The sequence below is a fragment of the Companilactobacillus jidongensis genome, from assembly GCF_003946575.1.
Classification (GTDB): Bacteria; Bacillota; Bacilli; order Lactobacillales; family Lactobacillaceae; genus Companilactobacillus; species Companilactobacillus jidongensis.
Genome location: NZ_RHOP01000016.1, coordinates 48,062 through 70,969, shown reverse-complemented (window position 1 = coordinate 70,969; position 22,908 = coordinate 48,062). Strand labels below are relative to the sequence as shown.

Here is a 22,908-nt window from a genome sequence, read left to right as displayed (position 1 = left end):
TGTGCATGAAAATAGGCATCCTCAATGAGGATGCCTATGGTTAAAAGTTATTCATCAATACTATTTGACAAAGAGCCTTTTTAATTTACTTAATTATTTTTTAGAAGAACTTGATGATGAAACATATCCTGAAAGGACATCTTTCAAATCGCTATCCTTGATAGATACATCAGCTTTCTTCAATACCTTAGAAATAACTTTTTGCATTACAGTTGAATCTTGCATCCAGCTAGCATAAATCTTAGATTTAAGTTCTGCTGTATGATCGCTCATCTTACCCTTAGAAGGTTTCTTGTCAAGCTTGATGATACTGTAACCATAGCTAGTCTTAACTGGCTCTGCTGTGTAGTCGCCAACTTTTGCAAGTTTGTATGCGGCTGTCTTGAAGTCTGAATCAACGCTAGTACTGTCGTTATCAAATGCGGCCATCTTACCACCGTTATCTTTTGTAGCACTGTCTGTTGAATATTTCTTTGCAAGTTTTGCGAAATCTTCGCCATTTTGAAGCTTTGTAATAATATCTGTGGCTGTGGCTTTCTTAGCAACTAAGATTTGAGAAACAGTGATCTTAGGTTGATATGATTTCCATTCTTTTTTAAGTTGAGCATTTGAAACTGACTTGTTCTTCTTCAAAGCTACCTTTGTAAGAAGGTTAGTACGAATGTTCTTCTTGAATTGAGCAGTAGTCATACCGTTTTGTGAAAGAATAGAACTGAATGAAGAACCGTATTGGCTCTTGTACTTGTTGTATTCTTTGTTAACTTGCTTCGTAGAAACATCTTTACCATATTGATTCTCTAGGGCATCGGTAATGATCATTGTTTGAAGTGTTTGCTTACCTGATGAAGAACTCTTCATTTCCTTGTAATATTGTTCTTCGGTGATCTTGCTACCCTTAAGTGTAGCAACTGTCTTGTTACCAGAACAACCAGCAACAACTGTTACCATCAATAGGCCAGCTAAAGCTAGGACCCATTTTGTCAAACGTTTGTTCATCCTTTACACATCCTTATTTAATATGTCTTCAATTGACAAGACTACCATAAATTAATGGAAATAGTTAATTTATTGATGAAAAAATCACAAAAAATTCATAAATTAGTCACTAATATCTTTAAATTCGTCCAAATTATTCTGCATTTCTGAAACTGACGATTTTAAGTTTTCAACAGCTGGGGCAATGTCTTCAGAGTAATTTGCAATATCGGCTTGAAGTCCAGATAAAACTTCAGGAACGACAGACGCATTGTCTTTAAGTTCAACTAATGTATTCTTTAAATCTTTTATATTGTGGAATAAGTTGGTAAGATTACCTGTAGATGTATTTTTTTGTGATTGAAAAATTTCTATAGCTGCACCTGAAACAGTTCCAATGATAAATCCGCTAAAAAATTTCATCTTAGTCCTCCAAATATTGTTTGATCGAATCAGCACGCTTTTGCAATTCTTCGTTAGAGGCCTTGCCAGTGTTGTCTCCCCAAGTCATTGAGAAATCATCATCTTTGGAGTAACGAGGTACTAGATGGAAGTGGGAATGCATAACGCTTTGATATGCTATTTCACCGTTATTTTGGCAAATGTTCATACCGATAATATCAGAATTAGAATCTTTAATTGCACGAGCAATCATTGGAATTTTCTTGAATACTTTTTGAGCTAACTCTTCATCATATTCAAAAATGTTTTGGACATGTTTCTTAGGTACAACCAAAGTGTGACCAGGAGTTACTTGAGAAATATCGAAGAATGCCTTAATGTCGTCATCCTCATAAATAGTAGTACTGGGAATTTCGTTATTAATTATTTTGCAAAAAATGCAGTCGTCCATATAAAAATCTCCTTTCAAAAAACATTAATATTAATTATCATGCTATCATAATTAGGATAGTAAAAACAGAATAATAGGTGGTTTAACCATGACTTTAGAGATAAAAGAACTGACCGGAGGATACGGCCAAGTTTCAGTATTAAAAAAAGAAACATTCACAGTTGAAGATGGACAAGTTGTCGGACTTATTGGGCTTAATGGTGCCGGTAAATCAACAACTATCAAACATATTATTGGATTGTTGACACCGCGTAGTGGACAAATTTTGATTGACGGAATGAGCCTACATGACAATGTTGAAGCATATCGCAAAAAAATTGCATACGTTCCTGAAATGCCAATTTTATATCCGGAATTAACATTGAAGGAACATATTGAAATGACAATCATGGCATATGGATTGGATCATGACAAAACTTGGGAAAATGCTAATGAGTTATTGAAGACATTTAGACTTGATAATAAGTTGGATTGGTTCCCACAAAACTTTTCAAAAGGTATGAAGCAAAAGGTTATGATCGTTTGTGCGTTTATGACTGATGCTAGATTGTTCATTATTGATGAACCATTTACTGGACTTGATCCGTTGGCCGTCAATGATTTGTTAAATATTGTGGAATCAAAGAAACAAGCCGGTTGTTCAGTTTTGATGTCAACTCATATCCTAGCTACTGTACAAAATCATGCTGATAAATTTGTTCTACTCAATCACGGCCAAGTTCGTGCCGATGGAACAATGGATCAATTAAAGGATAAGTTCGATATGAAAGATGCCAATCTTGATGATATCTACATTAAGATGTCAAATGAGGACCTCTAATGAAAGAACTTTGGAAAAACAGATTAAGAAGACATCAAGTTGATCAATTTAAATATTTAAGATTAATTTTTAATGATAATTTTGTGTTAGCGTTTATCGTGTTGATAGGCGCACTCGGATTTTGGTACTCTAACTTTTTAGGGACTATCAAACATGAATTGTTGATGGGTAAGCCAGTGGTTATTTTGATTTTGTTACTAATAACCCAAGTTGGTAGGATTGCTACCTTACTGGAGGATCCCGATAGTACATTCTTGTTAGTAAAAGAAAAAGAATTTTATCAATATTTTAAATCAGCATTGAACTATAGTATTACCATACCAGTAGTAGCAATCGTAATCGTTAATTTCTTATTATCGCCATTTGCATTCACTGCTGCAGGATTAAGCATTTTAGATATCTGCCTAATTGCTGCTGGATTGGTATTCTTCAAATTAACATTTTTAAATATTGAAATGTTCAAAATTTATGGTCAAGAACAAATTTCAGGAATGAATTTGAAATTAATACTTAATATATTTTTAGTAGTTTCTCTAATAATTTCTGTATACTGGTTTAGTCCGGTTACTTTGATAATTGGCTTAATTACCTTTGTTATTGCACAAATGAATAACAAAAAAATCTGTGAATCAGGACAAATGCAGTGGCAACAAGCAATCTCTGACGAGAACCAAAGAATGTTCAGAGTTAAAAGATTTTATAATTTATTCACTGATGTACCAGGTGTTAATAGTAAAATCAAACGTCGTAAGTGGTTAGATTTTGTGTTCAATGGAATCAAACCAGTTCAAAAGAATACATACCTATATTTGTTTGCACGTGGATTTGTTCGAAATAATGAGTATATTGGATTGTTCATGCGTTTGACAGTTATTCAAGCAATCATGTTAGCCTTGATCGATAACTTTTACATCTCATTGATAGTAGAAATGCTATTTATTTATTTGGTAGGTTTCCAATTGAAGCCGTACTTTAAGGAAGTTATGTTGAACATGATGCAACGTTTATATCCAGTTACTGGCAAAGACAAGATTACTGACTTTACCAAGCTGAGTGTATTTGTATTGTGTGTTCAATGGATTATCAGTGCTATTGCAATTTTCTACAAGTTTGGTTTAAGTGTTAATAGTTTAATTATTATTGCTGCTGGACTTGCGGTATTATTATTTGTTGGTTATTTTTACATGCCAAGACAACTTAAAAAATATTTAGACAACGGAGCGTATTAGATTTTATGAGACTTAGAAACAAACCTTGGGCAAAAGACATGATTAATGATAATTTGGATTTGATTGCCATTCAACCTGAGAATATGGCTGGAAAATGGCAAGATCGATTTGAAAAATCACAACCATTATTTCTTGAATTAGGTTCAGGTAAGGGAGGGTTCATTACTGAATTGGCTAAGCAAAATCCTCAAAATAACTATGTGGCGATGGAAGTTCAAGAAGGAGCCATTGCCTTACTACTAAAAAAACAAGTTGAGAATAAACTTCCCAACTTGCAACTATTATTAGCAAATGGCGCTAACTTAACTGATTTGTTTGCAGAGGGTGAAGTTAGTGGAATGTATTTGAACTTCTCTGATCCATGGCCTAAGACTCGTCATGTCAAACGTCGTTTGACATATAAATCATTCTTGGAACAATACAAGACAGTATTAAAAAATGATGGTTATATCCAATTCAAAACTGACAATCAAGGTTTATTTGAATACTCACTTGTCAGTATGAATAACTTTGGTATGAAGTTTGATGAAATTTCGTTGGATCTACATAACAACGAACAATTGAATGAGACTAATATTCAAACTGAGTATGAAGAAAAGTTCAGTAAAAAAGGCTTCAGGATTAATTACCTGAAAGCCCATTTTAATTAGTTAGTATTTTAATTATTATTATTATTGAACCTTTTTGATGTTAAGTAATTCGCCAGTAACGGCATCAGCGATGAAGTGATATTGAGCCACATCGAAGTCATCCATTGTTGTAACGCCACCAACAATACCCCATGAAGCTTGGCCATTAACATTAACGCGTTGATAGAAAGGTTCAACCCATGAGCCGATAACCTTACTATCTTCGCCAAGAACGGATTTAACTTTAGCAATGATCTTTTCACTATCTAAGTGATGCTTTACCAAAACTGTAGCAGCTGCTCCTGCAACAAGTGCTGTACCTGCAACTAGTACTGAACCGATACCTTTTTTACTCATAATAAAATCACTCCTTGATGTTTGTTTTAATCATATATTAACACTATTATATATTAATTCCCTAGCCAAGAACATTTAAATTGACCCATTGAGCAAGAAAAAGTATCTTAATAATGAGAGGTGATATAAATTATGAAAAATATTGAAGACTACGAAGCAAAAGATTGGCATGAGGTCACTAAAGAGGGCAAGTTTATTTTGTTCTTTCACGCTGACTGGTGCCCAGATTGTAAGTTTATTGAACCCAAATTACCAGAACTAGAAAGCGAGTATTCAGACTTTGAATGGATCAGCTTTAACCGTGATAATAACATGGAAGTTGCTCAAGAATTAGACATTATGGGAATTCCTAGCTTTGTTATTATTGAAAATGGTAAAGAAATTGGTAGACTAGTAAATAAAGATCGTAAAACTAAAGAAGAAGTTGAGACCTTTATTAATTCTGTAGTAAATAAATAATTGAGTGAGGAAATAATGCTATTAAGTTTTTATAATCCAGACGTCTTAGGTGACGTCCTAATCGTTGAACTAGCAGATGATGCTGGTGTAACACAAGCAGTAGACGAAAAAGATAGTGTTGTAAGAATTTTTAATGATGAAACTAATGAAGCCATTGGTTTCAATTTTTTTGGATTAGCTAAAGAGCTGGGATTGAATGCTAAAGGACAAATATTCCTTAATGCTGACCAAGTTTCATTGTTAAACCAAAAGATTTCTGCAGCCGGCTTTTCTGACACATTAGAAGTTGATAACAAGCCAAAATTTGTAATCGGTCATGTTGTTGAAATGACAGAACATCCCGATTCAGATCACTTGCACATCACACAAACAGACGTTGGTTTGGACAATCCAGTCCAAATCGTTTGTGGTGCACCAAATATTGATCAAGGACAACTAGTTGTAGTAGCATTACCAGGTGCAGTTATGCCCACTGGTAGTGAGATATGGCCAGGTGAACTACGTGGAGTTGACAGTTATGGAATGATTTGTTCAGCCAAAGAGCTGGGAATTCCTAATGCACCAAAGAAACGTGGTATTTTGGTTCTTGACGAAGGTGCCGCTGGACAGGCATTTGATTTTGAAAAAGCAGAAAAAATGTTCAATTAGGAGTAATCATGGAAAAAACAGTCTATCATTTCGTTGGTATTAAGGGTACAGGAATGAGTGCTTTGGCACTTATCTTGAAAGATTTAGGATATGAAGTTCAAGGTTCAGATATTGAGAAATATACATTTACTCAAAGAGGACTTGAACAAGCAGGCATTAACATCATGCCGTTTGATGAAAAGAATATTCATGAAGGTTTGACAATCATCAAGGGTAACGCCTTTGATGATGACCAAGTTGAAATCAAAAAGGCTAATGACATGCACTTGCCAGTCGTAACTTACCCACAAATGGTTGGTAAGTTGGTTTCACAATACACTTCAATCGGTATTGCTGGATCACATGGTAAGACAAGTACAACCGGTCTATTGGCACATACTTTAAGTGGGATTGCTAAGACATCTTACTTGATCGGTGACGGTACTGGTAAAGGTGAAAAGGACGCTAAGTTCTTTGTATTTGAAGCTGACGAATATCGCCGTCACTTCTTGGATTACTCACCCGATTATTTAATCATCACAAATATTGATTTTGATCACCCAGATTACTTCTTCGGTGGAATCAATGATGTTGTTGATGCCTTTGAGTCAGAATCACGTAAGACTAAGAAGGGTATCTTCATCTGGGGTGAAGATAAACACGCCAAGTCTATCAAGGCTGATGTTCCAATCTATTATTATGGTTTGGATGAAACTGATGATATTCGTGCTACTAATATCAATAGAACTGTAAAGGGTTCATCATTTGATGTTTCCATCAAGGGTAAGGATATCGGTAATTTCGAAATCCCATTATACGGTGAACACAATGTTCTTAATTCACTTGCCGTAATCGGTGTTGGTCATATGGAAAACCTTGATCATGCATTGATCAACAAAGAATTACAAACATTCGGTGGTGTTAAGAGACGTTTCAGTGAAAAGAAAGTTGCTGATATGGTTATCATTGATGATTACGCTCACCATCCACAAGAAATCAAAGCAACAATTGATGCTGCTAGACAAAAATATCCTGATCGCGAAGTTATTGCTGTTTTCCAACCACACACATACACTAGAACACTTGCTCTAATGGACGACTTTGCTAAGTCATTGGATCTTGCTGATGAAGTTTACTTAACAAATATCTTTGGTTCAATTCGTGAAAAACACGGAGATATCACAAGTAAAGACTTAGGTGACAAGATTCATAAGGGTGGACAAGTTCTTACACTAGAAGATATGTCCCCATTATTGGATTACCATAATGCTGTTATTATCTTCATGGGTGCCGGAGATGTTCAAAAGTATGAAACTGCTTATGAACAAGTGTTAAGTACTTTGAATCCTAATCAACAATAATAGAGATCAAAGCAAAAATAGCGACCATTCAAATAGATGGCCGCTATTTTTGTATGCAAATTTGCCAAAACAAGTAAAATCACGTATCATACAATCCAGATTATAAAGAAATTAGGTGAATACTGTGGACATTTGTAACATCATGGTTTGTGTCCCAGCAAATGGAACAGGACGTTTTTCAGCAGAATAATATTTTTAGGAGAGAAAAATGGAAAACGTCCGTAAAAAAGTACCATCATTATTATTAATTATTGTATTGGTAGGATTTCCACAGATAAGTGAATCTATCTTTACACCAGCATTGCCAAGCATTAGTAACAATATGAAAGTTAATGCTGCAACTGCTCAGCTGACTATGAGTATTTACTTTGTCGCATTTGCGATTGGAGTTTTATTCTGGGGCCAATTATCTGATTGTATTGGTCGGAGGCCAGCAATGTTGTGGGGAATTATTATTTACTTAATAGGTAATATAAGCTTATTAATTAGTACAGAATTTAATTTATTGTTAGTTTCACGATTTGTCCAAGCCTTTGGAGCAAGTGTTGGATCAGTAGTTACGCAAACTATTATGCGCGAAAGCTTCGATGGAATTACTGGAGCAAAGGTCTTCTCTAAGGTTGGTGCAGCCATGGCGTTGTCGCCAGCGTTTGGCCCACTGATCGGCGGATTGGTCGAGACTTACTTTGGTTATAGAAATATCTTTAGTACGTTGGTATTCATGGCAGTATTAGTATTGCTGTATGCATTTTATCGATTACCAGAAACTCAACAAATTGAGCCAGTTGAACATGTTTCCTTGATTAAAGTGTCACGGAGATTGATAAAAGATCCAGTGGTATTAGTATATGGAATCTTGATTGGTGGTATTAATGGAATTTTGTTCGGTTATTACTCAGAGGCACCGTTCATCTTTATTAAACACTTTAGATTTAGTTCAGTTCAATATGGGAGTCTAGGGATGACACTAGCTGCGGCCAGTATCATCGGGGCCCTTTTGGTTAATTACTTAGTGAACTATATTCGTTCAGAGACCATTGCCTTAGTTGGTCTTATTTTTAGCGTTATAGCAAGTATATTATTAATAGTCAGTTTACAATTTGATCAAGCAGTATTGTTGATTATTGGTTTTTTCATGGTATTTGTTGGTTTGAATACAACACTGCCAATTGCACTTAATCTAGCATTAAAGGGATATGAAGATGTGATCGGCAGCGCCAGTGGGATATTTAGTTTTGGATATTACTTAGTGGTCAGTTTGTTGACATACATTACAAGTGTTATGCATGATGGCACGACAAAAAGCCTGCCACTGTTCATGTTGATCACTAGTTTAATAATGCTAATTAGTTTTTTAATAGTTTATTTAAGGGCTGATAGGGCAGAAGTTATAGACGATTAAACTTTTGACAAATTAAATTTGTTGGACTAAAGTAATATTTGCTCGAGGTTAATAAATCTCAATTTAATTTTTATAAAACTGTAACGGAGATATCGTTGATTTAGCGGTATCTCTTTTTATTTGTTAAGAAATCATAGAAGTGAGGAATTAAACGTGGAAAAAGAAGTAAGTACACGTGTTAAATTATCAATTGTGGCAGTTGGTTTGCTGTCGTTTGTCAGTATTTTGGTCGAGACGTCAATGAATGTTACGTTTCCAACTTTGACAAAAGAATTGAATGTCAGCTTGGGAACAGTTCAATGGTTGACGACTGGTTATTTGTTATTAACGACAATTATTATGAGCACCACAGCATACGTGCTCAAAAAATTTGATCCGCTAAAAATATTTACCTTTGCTGTAGTATTTTGCTTTGTTGGATCGGTAATTTGCTTGATAGCGCCGAATTTTCCGGTTCTAATGACTGGTCGATTGTTACAGGCTGTATCAGCTGGATTGTCCATTCCATTAATGTTTGATCTGATTTTTGAAGAAGTACCAGGATCGAAAATTGGTTTATATACTGGTTTTGCCAGTATTATCATTTCCTTGGCCCCGGCACTTGGACCAACTTATGGTGGAATTGTCAGTGGAATATGGTCATGGCGTGGCATATTTATGGGAGTGATTCCGTTGATTGTTATTGTAGCGATGCTTGGATGGTTCACCATTCGCGGGACTGCTCGTGGTGTGAAAGGAATTAATTTTGATTATCTGAGTGTTGTTGGTTTAGCGGTTATTTTTTCAATGATTCTGTTTACCTTTGATCAAGCTGGAAGTCACGGATGGATATCAAGTCAATTTTTGATTTGGATAGTGATTACATTAATTTTATTCGGCATATTTGTTTGGTATAATTCCAGGACTAGCCGTCAGCTAATTGATTTTTCCATTTTGAAAAATTCGATTTTGAGATTGAGATTGTTTGGTTACTTTGGATTACAGTTTATTAATATTGGTTTATCGTTCTTATTACCAATTTTTGCACAAACCGTTTTGAAGATGGATACTAGTCATGCTGGAATTATGTTATTACCAGGTTCATTATTAGGTGCTTTGGTTGGTCCATTTGCTGGAGCATTGTATGACAAAAAAGGTGCGACGATTCCCATGGTATTAAGCGGTATATTAGTTAGTTTAGGCGCTGGACTATTTTTTGTATTAAGTGATAATCTATCGTTTATTTCAATAATTGTGTTGTATTCAGTCTTAAGAATTGGCTTTAACCTTGGATTTGGAACTTCATTATCTGATGGTAGTCTTCAAGTTCAGGGGCGTAAAAAGTCTGATCAGAATTCACTATTCAGTATGATGCAGCAGTATGCTGGTTCACTGGGTACTAATGTTTTATCAGTGGTTATTTCAGCTGTTGCGATTACTAGTGGAACTAATAGCAATATTCTTAATACACTAAGTGGCGCTAAGATTGATTTTGCAATGTTGACAGTTCTAGCATTATTAATTTTGATTTCATCAATTTATGTAGCAATTAAGTATCCAAAAAAAGCCTAGATTAGTTCTAGGCTTTTTTGGTTCAGTCGATGCAACAACTGTTACAGTCTACGTTTATTTGTTAAAATGATAATGGTTAATTTCGTTCCAATGGGAGAAAAGATGACGAAGAATAAAAAGTTACTTTTAATTGATGGAAATAGTGTCTCATTTAGAGCATTTTTTGCCATGCATAATGTATTAGATAAATTTGTTTCAGGCGACGGCATCCATACAAATGCCCTGTACGCCTTTAATAATATGCTAGATATAATTTTAAAAGATGAAAATCCAACACACGCCTTGGTAGCATTCGATGCTGGTAAGACAACTTTTAGAACTGAAATGTTTTCAGAATATAAAGGTACGCGTGCGAAGACACCACCTGAGTTGATGGAACAGTTGCCATTGATTCAAGAAATGTTGAATCTTCGTGGTATAAAAACTTATCAACTAAAAAATTATGAAGCCGATGACATAATTGGTACTATGTCACGCAAAGGCCAATCTGAGGGTATGGACGTCACAATTATTACTGGTGATCGTGATTTGACACAGTTAACGACTGATAAAGTCACAGTACGAGTAAACGTCAAAGGTGTTACTGAAACTGAAGCTTATACACCTGAACATGTTAAAGAAAAATTAGGTATAACTCCTGAACAGATCATAGACATGAAGGGTCTAATGGGAGATACATCAGATCACTATCCTGGAGTTGAAAAAGTCGGTGAGAAGACGGCAATTAAACTCTTGAATGAATATGGATCAATGGAAGGCCTATACGAACACGTTGATGAGATGAAAAAGAGTAAACTCAAGGAACATTTGATCGATGATAAGGACCAAGCATTCTTGAGTAAAAAACTTGCAACGATTAATTGTGATACACCAGTGGAATTGAAGCTGGGTGAATTGGAATATCGTGGTGATAATCAAGAGCAATTGATCAAGTTTTACCAACGTATGGATTTTAATTCTTTTCTAGAAAAGATGGACGTTGATACTGAAGAAATCAAAGAAGAAATGGCAGATATCAAGTTTAGTGAATTGAATTCAGATACTCTTGATAAGATTACAAAGTCTAATAAGCCACAGACTATTATTGTTGAAAGCTTCGGAGAAAATTATCATATCTCGCCAATTATTGGATTGGCAATCGAAAGCGACGGAGACTATTACTCTACAACCGATATTTCTATTCTAGAGGATAACAAGTTGAAAACTTGGTTAGCGGATGAATCTAAAGAGAAATACGTTTTTGATAATAAAAAGACGGTCGCGTTACTGAATCGTTACGGTTGTGACTTTACAGGTGTTAGCTTCGATATGTTATTAGTTTCATATTTGCTGGATACTAACGACAACAAGACTGACATTGGTATTGTTGCTCAAAATTACGGTCATAACTTGCCTAATGAAGAGGAGTTCTATGGTAAGGGTGTTAAGAAAGCCGTCCCTGAAGATGATCAGGTTCTGATGAACTTCATGTGCCAAAAGGTGCATATCATCAATGTATTGCATGATACGATGATGGCTGAATTGAAGAAGAATGATCAAGACAGTTTATATGATGAGATTGAATTACCATTATCGAATGTTTTGGCAAGTATGGAGATCAAAGGTGTTAAAGTCGATGCTAGTCGTTTGAAAGAAATGCAAAATGATTTTGCTAAACGCCTGAGTGAGATTGAAAAACAGATTTATGAAGAAGCTGGTGAAGAATTCAATATTAATTCTCCAAAACAATTAGGAGTTATTTTATTTGAAAAACTGAAGTTGCCAGTAATCAAGAAGACTAAGACCGGATATTCAACGGCAGTTGATGTTCTTGAAAAGTTGAAGGGTAAGTCACCAGTTGTTCAGAAGATTTTGGATTATCGCCAAATTTCAAAAATTAATTCCACTTATGCAGTCGGATTGCAAAAGTTTATTCAACCGGATAATCGTATTCATACGATTTACCAACAAACTTTGACACAAACTGGACGACTATCATCTATAGAACCTAATTTGCAAAACATTCCAATTAGAATTGATGAAGGAAGACAAATTAGAAAGGCCTTTGTCCCTCAAGACGAAGATTGGGAGATGTTCTCGGCCGACTATTCTCAAGTTGAACTACGTGTTTTAGCACATATTTCTGGTGATGAGAACATGCAAGAAGCTTTTAAAGAAGATTATGACATTCATGCACATACAGCTATGAGGATTTTTGGCTTAGATAGCACAGATGAAGTAACACCTGACATGCGTCGTAAGGCTAAGGCAACGAACTTTGGTATTGTTTATGGCATTAGTGATTATGGATTATCTCAAAATATCGGAATAACGCGTAAAGAGGCTGCACAATTTATCGATTCATACTTTGAGCAGTATCCAGGTGTTAAGAAGTATATGGAAGATATCGTGAAGTTTGCCCGTGAAAATGGTTACGTTGAAACAATCATGCATCGTCGTAGATATTTACCTGATATTCATTCTAAAAACTTTAATATTCGAAATTTTGCCCAGAGAACTGCTATGAATACTCCGATCCAAGGTAGTGCGGCTGATATTATCAAAGTTGCAATGATCAATATGCAAAAGAAGTTGAAGGAAGAAAACCTTAAAACTAATTTATTGCTACAAGTACATGATGAAATGATTTTTGAAGCACCCAAATCAGAAATTCCAATTTTGGAAAAACTTGTACCAAGTATTATGGATTCGGCTGTGAAACTTGATGTTCCACTAAAAGTTGGGTCAGCACATGGTGACAGTTGGTATGAAGCTAAATAATTAATATAGAAATGAGTGAACAGTATGCCTGAAATGCCTGAAGTAGAAATCGTCAGAAGAGGATTGATTTCTCAGATCAAAGATAAAAAAATTACTAATGTTGAGATCCGTTATCAGAATTTGATTACTGGGGATGTATCACAATTTATTGATATGGTAACAGGAACTACTATTGAAGATATTGGTCGTCGTGCAAAGTTTCTATTGATTCATTTAGATAATGGATATACTATTATTAGTCATTTGCGAATGGAAGGTAAGTATCGTGTATCTGCTGATCCAGCAATGATCGATAAACATTCACATGCAATTTTTACTTTGGATAATGGACAAAAACTCATTTACAACGATGTTCGCAAGTTTGGTCGAATGCAGTTATGGAAAACCGATGATCTCGCTGATAATAAATCGATTGCCAAATTAGGACCTGAGCCATTGTCAGATGAATTTACGTTTGAGAATGTTAAACCAAGAATCATGCGCCATCGAAAGGATATTAAGACAGTATTGTTGGATCAATCTGTGATGAGTGGTTTGGGTAATATTTATGTTGATGAGGTATTGTGGAATGCAAAACTACATCCCGAAACTCCTGCAAATCATTTGAATGATGATGATATTAGGAATATTATTAAATACTCAAATGAAGAAATGACTATGGGAATTGATGCTGGTGGTTCTACAGTCAGATCATATCTTGATTCAACTGGTCATGCTGGTCACATGCAAGACTTCTTGCACGCTTATGATCGAGAGGGTACACCATGTGATCGCTGTGGTACTGAAATTAAAAAAATTAAAGTTGGCGGTCGTGGTACACACTTCTGTCCCCAATGTCAGGTAGTAAAATGAGTAAAGTTTATGGTTTAACTGGTGGTATCGCAGCTGGGAAATCTACAGTTTTGGATTTATTCAGACAAGATGGATGTGTAGTTTATGATGCTGATCAAGTGGCGAGAGATGTTGTCAAACGAGGTACTGTCGGATTGGAGAAGATAGTTAATGAGTTTGGCAAAGATATTTTGTTAAGTGATGGTGAATTGAATCGGACTAAACTTGGTTCAATTGTTTTTGGAGACAAAGATCAATTAAAAAATTTAACAAATATTACTGCACCATTGATTCGCAAACAAATTCTACATACAATTGAACAAGCTCGTAAATCAAATGATAAAGAAATAGTTATATTTGAAATCCAATTATTATTTGAAGCTAATTATCAAAGTTATTTTGATGGTATTATAAGTATTTATGTTCCAGAGAAAGTACAATTAGAACGTTTAATAGAACGTGATAGAATTAGTGAAGAAGATGCCATGAATAAGATCAACGCTCAGATGCCGATTGAACAAAAAAAGAATCTTGCTGATTTTGTGATCGATAATTCTGGTAATATTAATATTTTAAAAACTGAAATTTATAATTTAACAAAAAAATTGTGATATAGAAAAGAGGCCGATGATATGATTTGTCCACATTGTCATCATGATTCGTCAAAAGTTGTCGATAGTCGTCCGAGTGATGAAGGTCGTGCTATTAGACGTAGAAGAGAATGCGAATACTGTGGTACTCGTTTTACGACTTTTGAAAGAATCGAAAAATCTCCATTACTCGTGATCAAGAAAAATGGTAATCGTGAAGAATTCAGCCGCGAGAAACTCTTGCGTGGTTTAGTTCGCGCTGCTGAAAAGCGTCCGGTTACAATCGATCAAATGAATGAAATCGTTGATAAGGTTGAGAATCAGATTCGTGCAACTGGCGAAAATGAAGTCGGCTCACAAACAATTGGTGAGTACGTCATGAAGATTCTAGCTGACGTCGATGATGTCACTTATATCCGCTTTGCTAGTGTTTATCGTGAATTCAAAGATATGAACGGATTTATGAAAGAGGTTCAAGAAATGATGGCAAATGATGGATCTAAGGATAAATCTGATAAAGATTAGGAAGTGCTCAATTGGCAAAAGAATTTAATTATGATCCGGCAAAATTTACACCATTGACGGGTTATTGGTGTTTGCCACATGGACAAATAAATGATTATGATCGTCACGTGTTGACTGACCTTTATTTGCCGTTGCTCGGAACTCGTGCATATAGTATCTATCTATTGTTATGGGAAAAAGTTCCAAATAAGGAGTTGGTCAGTGAACGTCAAAGTCATGCGGATTTAATGAGCCTGTTAGATATTGATTTGAAGACTTTTTATAATGAACGTATCAAGGCCGAAGCATTGGGGTTGATTCGTTCATATGAGAAGCATGATGATATCGGTGATTATTGTGTTTATCAACTTTTTGAACCATTAATGCCACATGAATTCTTTAATGATGACTTGATGAGTATATTTTTGTACGAACAAATTGGTGAAAAAAATTATCATAAGTTAGTAACTAAATATTCTCAATCTAGTGATATTCTCAATGATTCCAAAGAGATAAGTAAAGATTTTTTGGAAGTGTTCCAATTGAGCAATGATGATCTCATTAACACTCCTTCTGAGGTTAAGTCCGCACAAAATGAGTTTGTGGATATTGATAAACAGCCTCAACCAAAAATCGAGGAACCTGACAATTCTCAATTAGATTGGGAGTTGATCTCAGATCGAATTGGACAATCATTCAAGATTAGTAATGATGATCTGCTGAAGAATCAAGAATTAATAATAAGCCTACATGCGTTCTACGGCATTAATGAAATTGCAATTATTAATGTGATTGGTCAAACTGCCGATATTGTAAACAATAAAATTGATCCAGTACGTTTGAAAAAAACAGTTCAAGATCGTTTTGAGAAGAATGCAAATATATCAGTAAAAAACTCGAATCCACAATCAAATACTAGTGACAATAGTCAACAAAATAACGTTGTAACACATTTTAATCGTGCTGATGACTTGTTATTGCAACAGGCTAAAAATTTAGCTCCTGCGGATTTTCTCGCTGCTGAGAAGAACAAGAGTGGTGGGTTCACAGGTACAGTGGAATCACGGGCACTACGCGATATGGCGATGAAAACTTATTTGTCTCCTTCGGTATTGAATATTATGGTCGATTATATTTTGCAAAACTCACCTACATTAACCTTGCCATTGATGGAAACGATGGCAAATGATTGGCAGCAAAACAATGTCAATACTCCTGAGCAAGCTCTACAAAGATTGCATGATTTCAAAACAAAACCGCGCAATCCTAAACGTCGTTACAATAATAATAAAGGATCACGTCGCGTTGAACAGGGAACTGACTGGAGTAAAGTGACTTCTCAACCTGTCAGTGGGGATGCTCAAAAGAAACAACAGGAGCTACAAGAGAGACTCAGAAAAATGAGAAATAAGGATAATTAATCATGGAAAATTTAGGATCAAAATTAGCTGAATATTTAAATTCAAAAAATCTAACTGATGATTATCGTCGTTTGATGAGCCAAGCATTGAATGATCCCGATGTTAAGAAGTTTTTGAAAGAAAATACAGAACATATTAACTCGGATGCAATTGACGTTAGTGCCGCTAGTATTTATGAATTTTATAACCACAAAACCCATCCCAGTGAATTGTCAAAGGGATATGTTCCTCAGTTAGCTGTAAGTAATCACAATATTGAGGTCGTTTATGCTCCAAATATTCAGACGATTAATAAAGAAAAAGAAAGTAATTATGAATCAAAATTTGTTTTGTTGAATATGCCTAAAGATATTCGTAAAGCGACATTATCTGATTATAGTGGCGATGGAAGACAACGAGCACTTGAGGCTGCACTTGATTTCATTGATAACTATGAACATAAAAACGATAATTTTGTTCCCGGTCTTTATTTGGCAGGAGATTTTGGAGTTGGTAAGACATATCTTCTAGGTGCAATTGCTAATGAATTGATCAAGGATGATATCAAGACAACAATTATGCATTTTCCAACTTTTGCGATCGAAATGAAAAACTCTATTGGTCAAAATAATGTATTGGATCGTGTCAACAAAGTAAAAGATGCTGAAATATTGATGTTGGATGATATTGGAGCAGACTCAATGTCTAGTTGGATCCGTGATGAAGTATTAGGTGTCATTTTGCAATATCGTATGCAAGAAAATATGCCAACATTTTTCTCATCGAATTTTTCAATGTCCGAGTTGGAGAAGCATTTATCAATCAATCAGCGTGGAGAAGAAGAGCCTGTAAAGGCACAGCGTATTATGGAACGTGTCAAGTATCTCTCAAAAGAGGTAATTGTTAGTGGTCCTAACAAGAGATTTTCAAAGTAGATTTTCAATTTGTACTTGCAAAATGAATTTATAAATGTTTCAATAAGTGCATGAAAGACAACACTTCGGTTCTATTCAGGGAGGGTGCGTTTACTGAAAGCTTACCCATTACTGGAGTTACCACTTTCACTAAGAAACTGTATAACTGTCGGTTACTTTATAACCAAAAGAGTGAAAACTGTTATTTGTGCAGTTTTAAAGTGGGTGGAACCGCGTAGAAATGCGTCCCTGAAGTATGTATACATTTAGTGTGTATATACTTCAGGGACGCATTTTTGTTGCCCAAATTTTAGGAGGAAACCATATGTCAAAAATCAAATTAACATTTCCAGATGATTCTGTTAGAGAGTTTGATGAAGGCACAACTGTCCAAGATGTTGCTAAGTCAATTAGTACATCACTAGGCAAAAAAGCTGTTGCTGGTAAACTTAACGACACTTTGATCGATGTAGAACGTCCAATCAGCCAAGATGGTAAGATTGAAATTATTGCCGGTGAAGATGATGAAGATTCACTTAAGGTTTTGAGAAACACAGTTAGTTTAGTATTCGGTGCTGCTGCTAGTGAATTCAAGAAGAACCTTCACTTTGGTGAAAAAGAATCAAACGATGATGGTTTCTTCGTTGATACAGATGACAAGGATGGTCAAATCAGTATTGATGAGTTGGAAGAAATTTCAGCCGTTATGCACAAAATCATCAAGAACAATGACAAGGTTGAACGTGTCATGATGGATAAGTCAGAACTTGTTGAAATGTTCAAAGACGATCCATACAAGTCATCATTGATCGATGCTATTGAATCAGTTCAAATTCCTGTATATAAGTTAGATGGATTTGTTGACTTCGGTTACGATGCAATTCTTCCAAGCATGAAGAGTTTGAAGCATTTTAGCTTACTATCAGTTGCCGGTGCATATTGGCAAGGTAAGTCAAGTAACCCAATGCTACAAAGAATTTATGGTACAGCCTTCTATAAGGAAGCTGATCTTGAAGCAGACGCAAAACGTCGTGCGGATATTAAAGAACGTGATCACAGAACAATTGGCCGTGATCTTGACCTATTCTTCGTTGATCCAGAAGTTGGTGCAGGCCTTCCATACTGGATGCCAAATGGTGCAACTATCCGTCGTGTTATCGAAAGATACATCATCGATAAGGAAGTTGCTTGGGGTTACCAACACGTTTACACACCGATTCTTATGAACTTGAATGCTTACAAGACTTCAGGTCACTGGGAACACTATCGTGAGGACATGTTCCCACCAATGGACATGGGTGATGGCGAAATGCTTGAATTACGTCCTATGAACTGTCCTTCACATATCCAAATTTACAATCACCATAAACGTTCATACCGTGAACTACCAGTTCGTATTGCTGAATTAGGTATGATGCACAGATATGAAAAATCAGGTGCTTTGACAGGTCTACAACGTGTTCGTGAAATGACTCTTAATGATGGCCACACATTCGTTGCTCTTGACCAAATTCAAGCTGAATTTAAACGTACTCTTCAATTAATGGTTGAGGTTTACAAGGACTTTGACATTACAGACTATTCATTCCGTCTAAGTTACAGGGATCCTGCTAATACGGAGAAATACTTCGATGATGATGAAATGTGGAACAAGTCACAATCAATGCTTAAGGGTGCAATGGACGAACTTGGTCTTAAGTACTATGAAGCAGAGGGTGAAGCTGCATTCTACGGTCCAAAGCTTGATGTTCAAACGAAGACAGCTCTAGGTAATGATGAAACATTATCAACTATCCAATTAGACTTCATGCAACCAGAGAAGTTCCAACTTACATATACAGGCTCTGATGGTGAAGAACACAGACCAGTTATGATTCACCGTGGTATTGTTTCAACAATGGAAAGATTTATTGCTTACCTAATTGAAATGTACAAGGGCGCTTTCCCAACATGGTTAGCTCCAACACAAGTACGTATCATACCTGTTAACCAAAAACTTCATGGTTCATATGCAGAAAACCTACTTAAAGAATTACGTGCTAAGAATATTCGTGCTGAAATTGACACACGTGATGAGAAGATGGGTTACAAGATTCGTGACTCTCAAACAATGAAGGTTCCATATACAGCTGTTGTTGGTGACCAAGAAATGGCCGATGCAACTGTTTCAGTTAGAAAATATGGAGAAGAAAACTCAGAATCAGAAAACTTACCAATGTTCGTAGGCTCAGTTGTTTCAGATATCAACAACTTTAGTCGTAGAAATGGTTAATTATAAAGAATCTATTTATTATGTTGACAGCTGGTTTTGAATCGTGTATCATAACTAACTGTTGAGATTAAGCAGAAGCGCCCGCTTCTCACCTAAGCTTTATGCCTCTAGGTTAATACGATTATGTAGATAATAGTGGGCGTGCGTATGCGCCCACTTTTTTTGTGGGATCAGATTTTTCGGAGGTGACTACTCATAGCAAGAGATCTATTAATAAACGATCAAATCCGTGCTAATGAAGTGCGATTAATTTCAGAAACAGGAGATCAACTTGGCGTTAAGCCATTGGCGGAAGCCCAAAGTTTGGCTGATGCAGCTAATATGGACCTTGTCCTTATGTCCCCAGGTGCCAAACCACCTGTAGCCAGAGTTATGGATTATGGTAAATATAAGTTTGAACTTCAAAAGAAGAATCGTGAAGCACGTAAGAAACAAAAAACCGTTAGTTTAAAAGAAGTTCGACTAAGTCCTACTATTGAAGCCAACGACTTCAACACTAAGGTCAACAATGCCCGTAAGTTCTTAGCTAAAGGTGATAAGGTCAAAGTATCTCTTCGTTTTAAGGGTAGAGCAATTACTCATAAAGAGATAGGTAAAGAAGTTTTAGACCGTGTAGCTGAAGAGACTAAGGATGTTGCTAATGTAACAACTAAGCCTAAGATGGACGGCCGTAACATGTTCTTGATGCTTGATCCAATTAGTTCTAAAGACAATAAGAAAAAATAGTGGAGGGGTTTCTAATGCCTAAACAAAAAACACACCGTGCATCAGCAAAGAGATTCAAGAAAACTGCTAATGGCGGTTGGAAAAGAAGTCATGCTTACACAAGTCACCGTTTCCACGGTAAGACAAAGAAGCAACGTCGTCAATTGGCTAAACCAGGAATGGTTAACGCAAGTGATATGAAACGTATCAAACAAATGTTAGCTACATACTAATTATCTATTTGTAATTTAAAGGAGGAGTCATTATGCCACGTGTAAAAGGTGGAACAGTAACTCGTAAACGTCGTAAGAAAGTATTAAAATTAGCTAAAGGATATCGTGGTTCAAAACATATCACTTTTAAAGCTGCACATACACAAATAATGGTTTCATACCGTTATGCATTCCGTGATCGTCGTCAAAGAAAACGCGATTTCCGTAAATTATGGATTGCAAGAATTAACGCTGCTGCAAGAATTAACGAAATCAGTTACAGCAAATTAATGCATGGTTTGAAGTTAGCAAATGTTGATATCAACCGTAAAATGTTGGCTCAATTAGCTATTGAAGATCCAAAAGCATTCACAAGTTTAGTAGATACAGCTAAAAAAGCTTTAGCTTAATGATGAAAACGTAATTTGGATATTCCAAATTGCGCTTTTTTTCTAAGTATAGAGATGAGGACTAAAAATGTTTAAACCATATGTTATGCTCAATAGAATTACTGATTTAGAAGTTAGTGATTTGAAGGAAATGAATATTACCACCATAATGACAGATTTGGACAACACACTTTTGCCTTGGAATAGTAATAAGTACGAACTAACATTACGTAAATGGCTAAACCGAATGAATAGAGCCAATATTGAAGTGATGATCGTATCCAATAACAGTTATGAGCGTGTCGAGAAGGCTGTTACTGATTTACCAGTGACAATCGTTGCTCGTGCTGCCAAACCGTTGCCATTCGCAATCATACATCATTTGATGGAACAAAAAATTGATCCATCAAGTGTATTGTTTGTTGGGGATCAAGTGATGACGGATGTTTTAGCGGGTAATATGGCCGGCTTGAAAACTGTATTAGTTAAACCTATCGTAAAAACTGATGCGAAAAAAACCCGAGTTAATAGATTTTTTGAGCGTCCTATTTTAAACTTTATACAGAAACACGATTCAAATATGTATTGGAAGGACTCATTAAATGACAGAGACTAGCAAAGAAATGTATTGTATTGGTTGTGGAGCTGAACTTCAGACTGAAGATAAAACTAAACCAGGCTTCATCCAAAATTCTACATTAAAGAAGTACTTGGAATCGGATGATGATTCTAAGGAACTTCTATGTAAGAGATGCTTCCGTCTACGTAATTACAATGAAATTACTGATGTAAATGTTGATGACGATGAATTTTTGAAGCTATTGGATTCAATTGCTCAAAAAGATGGATTGATCGTTAACGTTATTGATATTTTTGACTACGAAGGTAGTGTTATCCCTGGGCTCCAACGATTTGTTGGTGACAAAGATATACTTGTTGTGGGGAACAAGGTTGACCTATTGCCAAAATCAGTTAATCAAAATCGTTTGTTGAATTGGCTACAACAGAAGAGTAAAGAAAATGGTATTAAGTCAATCGATCAATTGATGGTTTCCGCAGAAAAAGGAATCAATATTGATAAGTTGATGATGATGATTGATAAGTATCGTAAGGGCAAGGATGTGTATGTTGTTGGAACAACTAATACTGGTAAGTCAACCTTGATCAACCGTATTATTGCTCAAAGTTCGGATGTTAAGAACTTAATTACAACTTCAAGATTCCCCGGCACGACTTTGGATAGAATTGATATTCCATTGGATGACGGTCATAATTTGGTGGACACACCAGGTATTATTCACAAGTATCAATTAGCACATGTTTTGAATGATCAAGACTTGAAGACAATCACACCTAAGAAACCATTGCGTCCATCGACATTTCAACTTCGTGATGGTCAATCGATTTTTGTTTCTGGATTAGCAAGATTTGATTTCTTGGATGAAAAGACTAATGTTGTTTTCTATGTTAATCAGAATTTGTTATTGCACCGTACAAAAACTGCCAATGCTGAAGAATTCTACGAAAAACATGTTGGTAAAGATTTGACTCCTCCAACGGATATTGAGGATTTTCCAGAATTAAAGAGACATGAATTCACAGCTCATGAAAAGTCTGATATTGTTGTATATGGACTTGGATGGGTGACTATTCCTGCACATAGTAAGGTGCAAGTATACGTACCAGATGGTGTTAGTGTATCAATCCGTGGTGCCATTATTTAAGGAGAATATATGATAATTAAAGGAAAACAGAATAGTTTTTTGAGAGGTAAGGCTCAAACTATCAAACCATTGATTCAAATTGGTCGTGAAGGTTTAAGCGATAATCTTTTAGACCAAATTGAATTACAAATTAACAAGAATGAATTGATTAAAATTTCATTGTTACAAAATACAATGGTTGAAGCACATGACTTGATTGAAGCTTTGATGGAATTCGATGATCAAATCGTACCAGTTCAAACAATTGGATCAAAAATCGTTATTTATAAGAAAGCACCAAAAATCAAGAATCGTAAGATATCATTAGAATTAGAAAAAATTTAGTATTAGTGAACGTAGTGAAA

The 22,908-nt window shown here is 35.5% G+C and carries 25 protein-coding genes and 1 other annotated feature; of the genes, 21 read left to right on the top strand and 4 right to left on the bottom strand.

The features are described 5' to 3' along the window. Positions 1-93: 93 nt before the first annotated feature. The 3 genes from EKM68_RS10255 to EKM68_RS10245 form a co-directional block, all read right to left on the bottom strand. Positions 94-996, bottom strand: coding sequence for a peptidylprolyl isomerase PrsA (locus EKM68_RS10255; protein ID WP_125590421.1), 903 nt, complete (start codon positions 994-996; stop codon positions 94-96). A 102-nt stretch (positions 997-1,098) separates the two neighbouring features. Continuing rightward, positions 1,099-1,398 (bottom strand): YtxH domain-containing protein, encoded by a 300-nt coding sequence (locus tag EKM68_RS10250; RefSeq protein ID WP_125590419.1) that lies wholly within the window; start codon positions 1,396-1,398, stop codon positions 1,099-1,101. Between the two features lies 1 nt (position 1,399). After that, the gene (locus tag EKM68_RS10245) at positions 1,400-1,828 is read right to left on the bottom strand and encodes an HIT family protein (protein WP_125590417.1); all 429 of its coding nucleotides are present in this window, start codon (positions 1,826-1,828) and stop codon (positions 1,400-1,402) included. 88 nt (positions 1,829-1,916) lie between these two features. Here EKM68_RS10245 and EKM68_RS10240 point away from each other — a divergent pair, with 88 nt between their 5' ends. From EKM68_RS10240 to trmB, 3 genes are read left to right on the top strand one after another with little or no spacing between them, the layout of a single operon-like run. Continuing rightward, positions 1,917-2,648 carry an ABC transporter ATP-binding protein gene (locus EKM68_RS10240; RefSeq protein ID WP_125590415.1) on the top strand — a complete coding sequence of 244 codons (732 nt, stop codon included), beginning with the start codon at positions 1,917-1,919 and terminating at the stop codon, positions 2,646-2,648. Continuing rightward, a complete protein-coding gene (locus EKM68_RS10235; protein ID WP_125590413.1) occupies positions 2,648-3,877 on the top strand; it encodes an ABC transporter permease in 1,230 nt (409 codons plus the stop codon). Before EKM68_RS10240 ends, EKM68_RS10235 begins: the two co-directional genes overlap by 1 nt. 5 nt (positions 3,878-3,882) lie before the next feature. After that, positions 3,883-4,527, top strand: a complete 645-nt coding sequence (gene trmB, locus EKM68_RS10230; protein WP_125590411.1) for a tRNA (guanosine(46)-N7)-methyltransferase TrmB — start codon at positions 3,883-3,885, stop codon at positions 4,525-4,527. A 21-nt stretch (positions 4,528-4,548) separates the two neighbouring features. Here trmB and EKM68_RS10225 read toward each other — a convergent pair whose 3' ends face one another. Continuing rightward, complete coding sequence (locus tag EKM68_RS10225; protein WP_025024871.1) at positions 4,549-4,863, bottom strand: hypothetical protein; 315 nt, start codon at positions 4,861-4,863, stop codon at positions 4,549-4,551. A 132-nt stretch (positions 4,864-4,995) separates the two neighbouring features. Here EKM68_RS10225 and EKM68_RS10220 point away from each other — a divergent pair, with 132 nt between their 5' ends. From EKM68_RS10220 to EKM68_RS10135, 18 genes are all read left to right on the top strand, one after another. After that, the gene (locus EKM68_RS10220) at positions 4,996-5,322 is read left to right on the top strand and encodes a thioredoxin family protein (RefSeq protein WP_125590409.1); all 327 of its coding nucleotides are present in this window, start codon (positions 4,996-4,998) and stop codon (positions 5,320-5,322) included. A 15-nt stretch (positions 5,323-5,337) separates the two neighbouring features. Continuing rightward, a complete protein-coding gene (gene ytpR / locus EKM68_RS10215; protein WP_125590407.1) occupies positions 5,338-5,970 on the top strand; it encodes a YtpR family tRNA-binding protein in 633 nt (210 codons plus the stop codon). 8 nt (positions 5,971-5,978) lie between these two features. After that, a complete protein-coding gene (gene murC, locus EKM68_RS10210; RefSeq protein ID WP_125590405.1) occupies positions 5,979-7,310 on the top strand; it encodes a UDP-N-acetylmuramate--L-alanine ligase in 1,332 nt (443 codons plus the stop codon). Positions 7,311-7,518: 208 nt separating this feature from the next. Beyond that, on the top strand, positions 7,519-8,712 hold the full coding sequence (locus EKM68_RS10205) for a multidrug effflux MFS transporter (protein WP_125590403.1): 1,194 nt from the start codon (positions 7,519-7,521) through the stop codon (positions 8,710-8,712). A gap of 153 nt (positions 8,713-8,865) precedes the next feature. Beyond that, a complete protein-coding gene (locus tag EKM68_RS10200) occupies positions 8,866-10,263 on the top strand; it encodes an MFS transporter (protein WP_125590401.1) in 1,398 nt (465 codons plus the stop codon). Positions 10,264-10,365: 102 nt separating this feature from the next. Continuing rightward, positions 10,366-13,023, top strand: a complete 2,658-nt coding sequence (gene polA, locus EKM68_RS10195) for a DNA polymerase I (protein WP_125590399.1) — start codon at positions 10,366-10,368, stop codon at positions 13,021-13,023. A gap of 24 nt (positions 13,024-13,047) precedes the next feature. After that, positions 13,048-13,875 (top strand): bifunctional DNA-formamidopyrimidine glycosylase/DNA-(apurinic or apyrimidinic site) lyase, encoded by an 828-nt coding sequence (gene mutM / locus EKM68_RS10190; RefSeq protein WP_125590397.1) that lies wholly within the window; start codon positions 13,048-13,050, stop codon positions 13,873-13,875. Beyond that, on the top strand, positions 13,872-14,465 hold the full coding sequence (coaE, locus tag EKM68_RS10185; RefSeq protein WP_125590395.1) for a dephospho-CoA kinase: 594 nt from the start codon (positions 13,872-13,874) through the stop codon (positions 14,463-14,465). Before mutM ends, coaE begins: the two co-directional genes overlap by 4 nt. Positions 14,466-14,486: 21 nt before the next feature. After that, positions 14,487-14,969, top strand: coding sequence for a transcriptional regulator NrdR (nrdR, locus tag EKM68_RS10180; protein ID WP_125567576.1), 483 nt, complete (start codon positions 14,487-14,489; stop codon positions 14,967-14,969). 11 nt (positions 14,970-14,980) lie between these two features. Next, positions 14,981-16,369 (top strand): DnaD domain protein, encoded by a 1,389-nt coding sequence (locus EKM68_RS10175; RefSeq protein WP_125590393.1) that lies wholly within the window; start codon positions 14,981-14,983, stop codon positions 16,367-16,369. 2 nt (positions 16,370-16,371) lie between these two features. Next, on the top strand, positions 16,372-17,283 hold the full coding sequence (dnaI, locus tag EKM68_RS10170; protein ID WP_125590391.1) for a primosomal protein DnaI: 912 nt from the start codon (positions 16,372-16,374) through the stop codon (positions 17,281-17,283). 304 nt (positions 17,284-17,587) lie between these two features. Next, entirely contained in the window at positions 17,588-19,534 is a 1,947-nt protein-coding gene (thrS, locus tag EKM68_RS10165) for a threonine--tRNA ligase (protein ID WP_125590389.1), read from the top strand. Positions 19,535-19,597: 63 nt separating this feature from the next. Next, positions 19,598-19,705, top strand: a sequence feature (ribosomal protein L20 leader region). Positions 19,706-19,729: 24 nt separating this feature from the next. Continuing rightward, complete coding sequence (gene infC, locus EKM68_RS10160) at positions 19,730-20,260, top strand: translation initiation factor IF-3 (RefSeq protein WP_125590387.1); 531 nt, start codon at positions 19,730-19,732, stop codon at positions 20,258-20,260. Positions 20,261-20,274: 14 nt separating this feature from the next. After that, positions 20,275-20,472, top strand: a complete 198-nt coding sequence (rpmI, locus tag EKM68_RS10155) for a 50S ribosomal protein L35 (RefSeq protein WP_025024860.1) — start codon at positions 20,275-20,277, stop codon at positions 20,470-20,472. A 32-nt stretch (positions 20,473-20,504) separates the two neighbouring features. Then, positions 20,505-20,861 carry a 50S ribosomal protein L20 gene (gene rplT, locus EKM68_RS10150; protein WP_125590385.1) on the top strand — a complete coding sequence of 119 codons (357 nt, stop codon included), beginning with the start codon at positions 20,505-20,507 and terminating at the stop codon, positions 20,859-20,861. 67 nt (positions 20,862-20,928) lie between these two features. Next, entirely contained in the window at positions 20,929-21,456 is a 528-nt protein-coding gene (locus EKM68_RS10145; RefSeq protein WP_125590383.1) for a YqeG family HAD IIIA-type phosphatase, read from the top strand. Then, positions 21,443-22,564 carry a ribosome biogenesis GTPase YqeH gene (yqeH, locus tag EKM68_RS10140; protein WP_125590381.1) on the top strand — a complete coding sequence of 374 codons (1,122 nt, stop codon included), beginning with the start codon at positions 21,443-21,445 and terminating at the stop codon, positions 22,562-22,564. Before EKM68_RS10145 ends, yqeH begins: the two co-directional genes overlap by 14 nt. Before the next feature lie 9 nt (positions 22,565-22,573). After that, entirely contained in the window at positions 22,574-22,888 is a 315-nt protein-coding gene (locus EKM68_RS10135; protein ID WP_125590379.1) for a YhbY family RNA-binding protein, read from the top strand. Positions 22,889-22,908 lie beyond the last annotated feature (20 nt).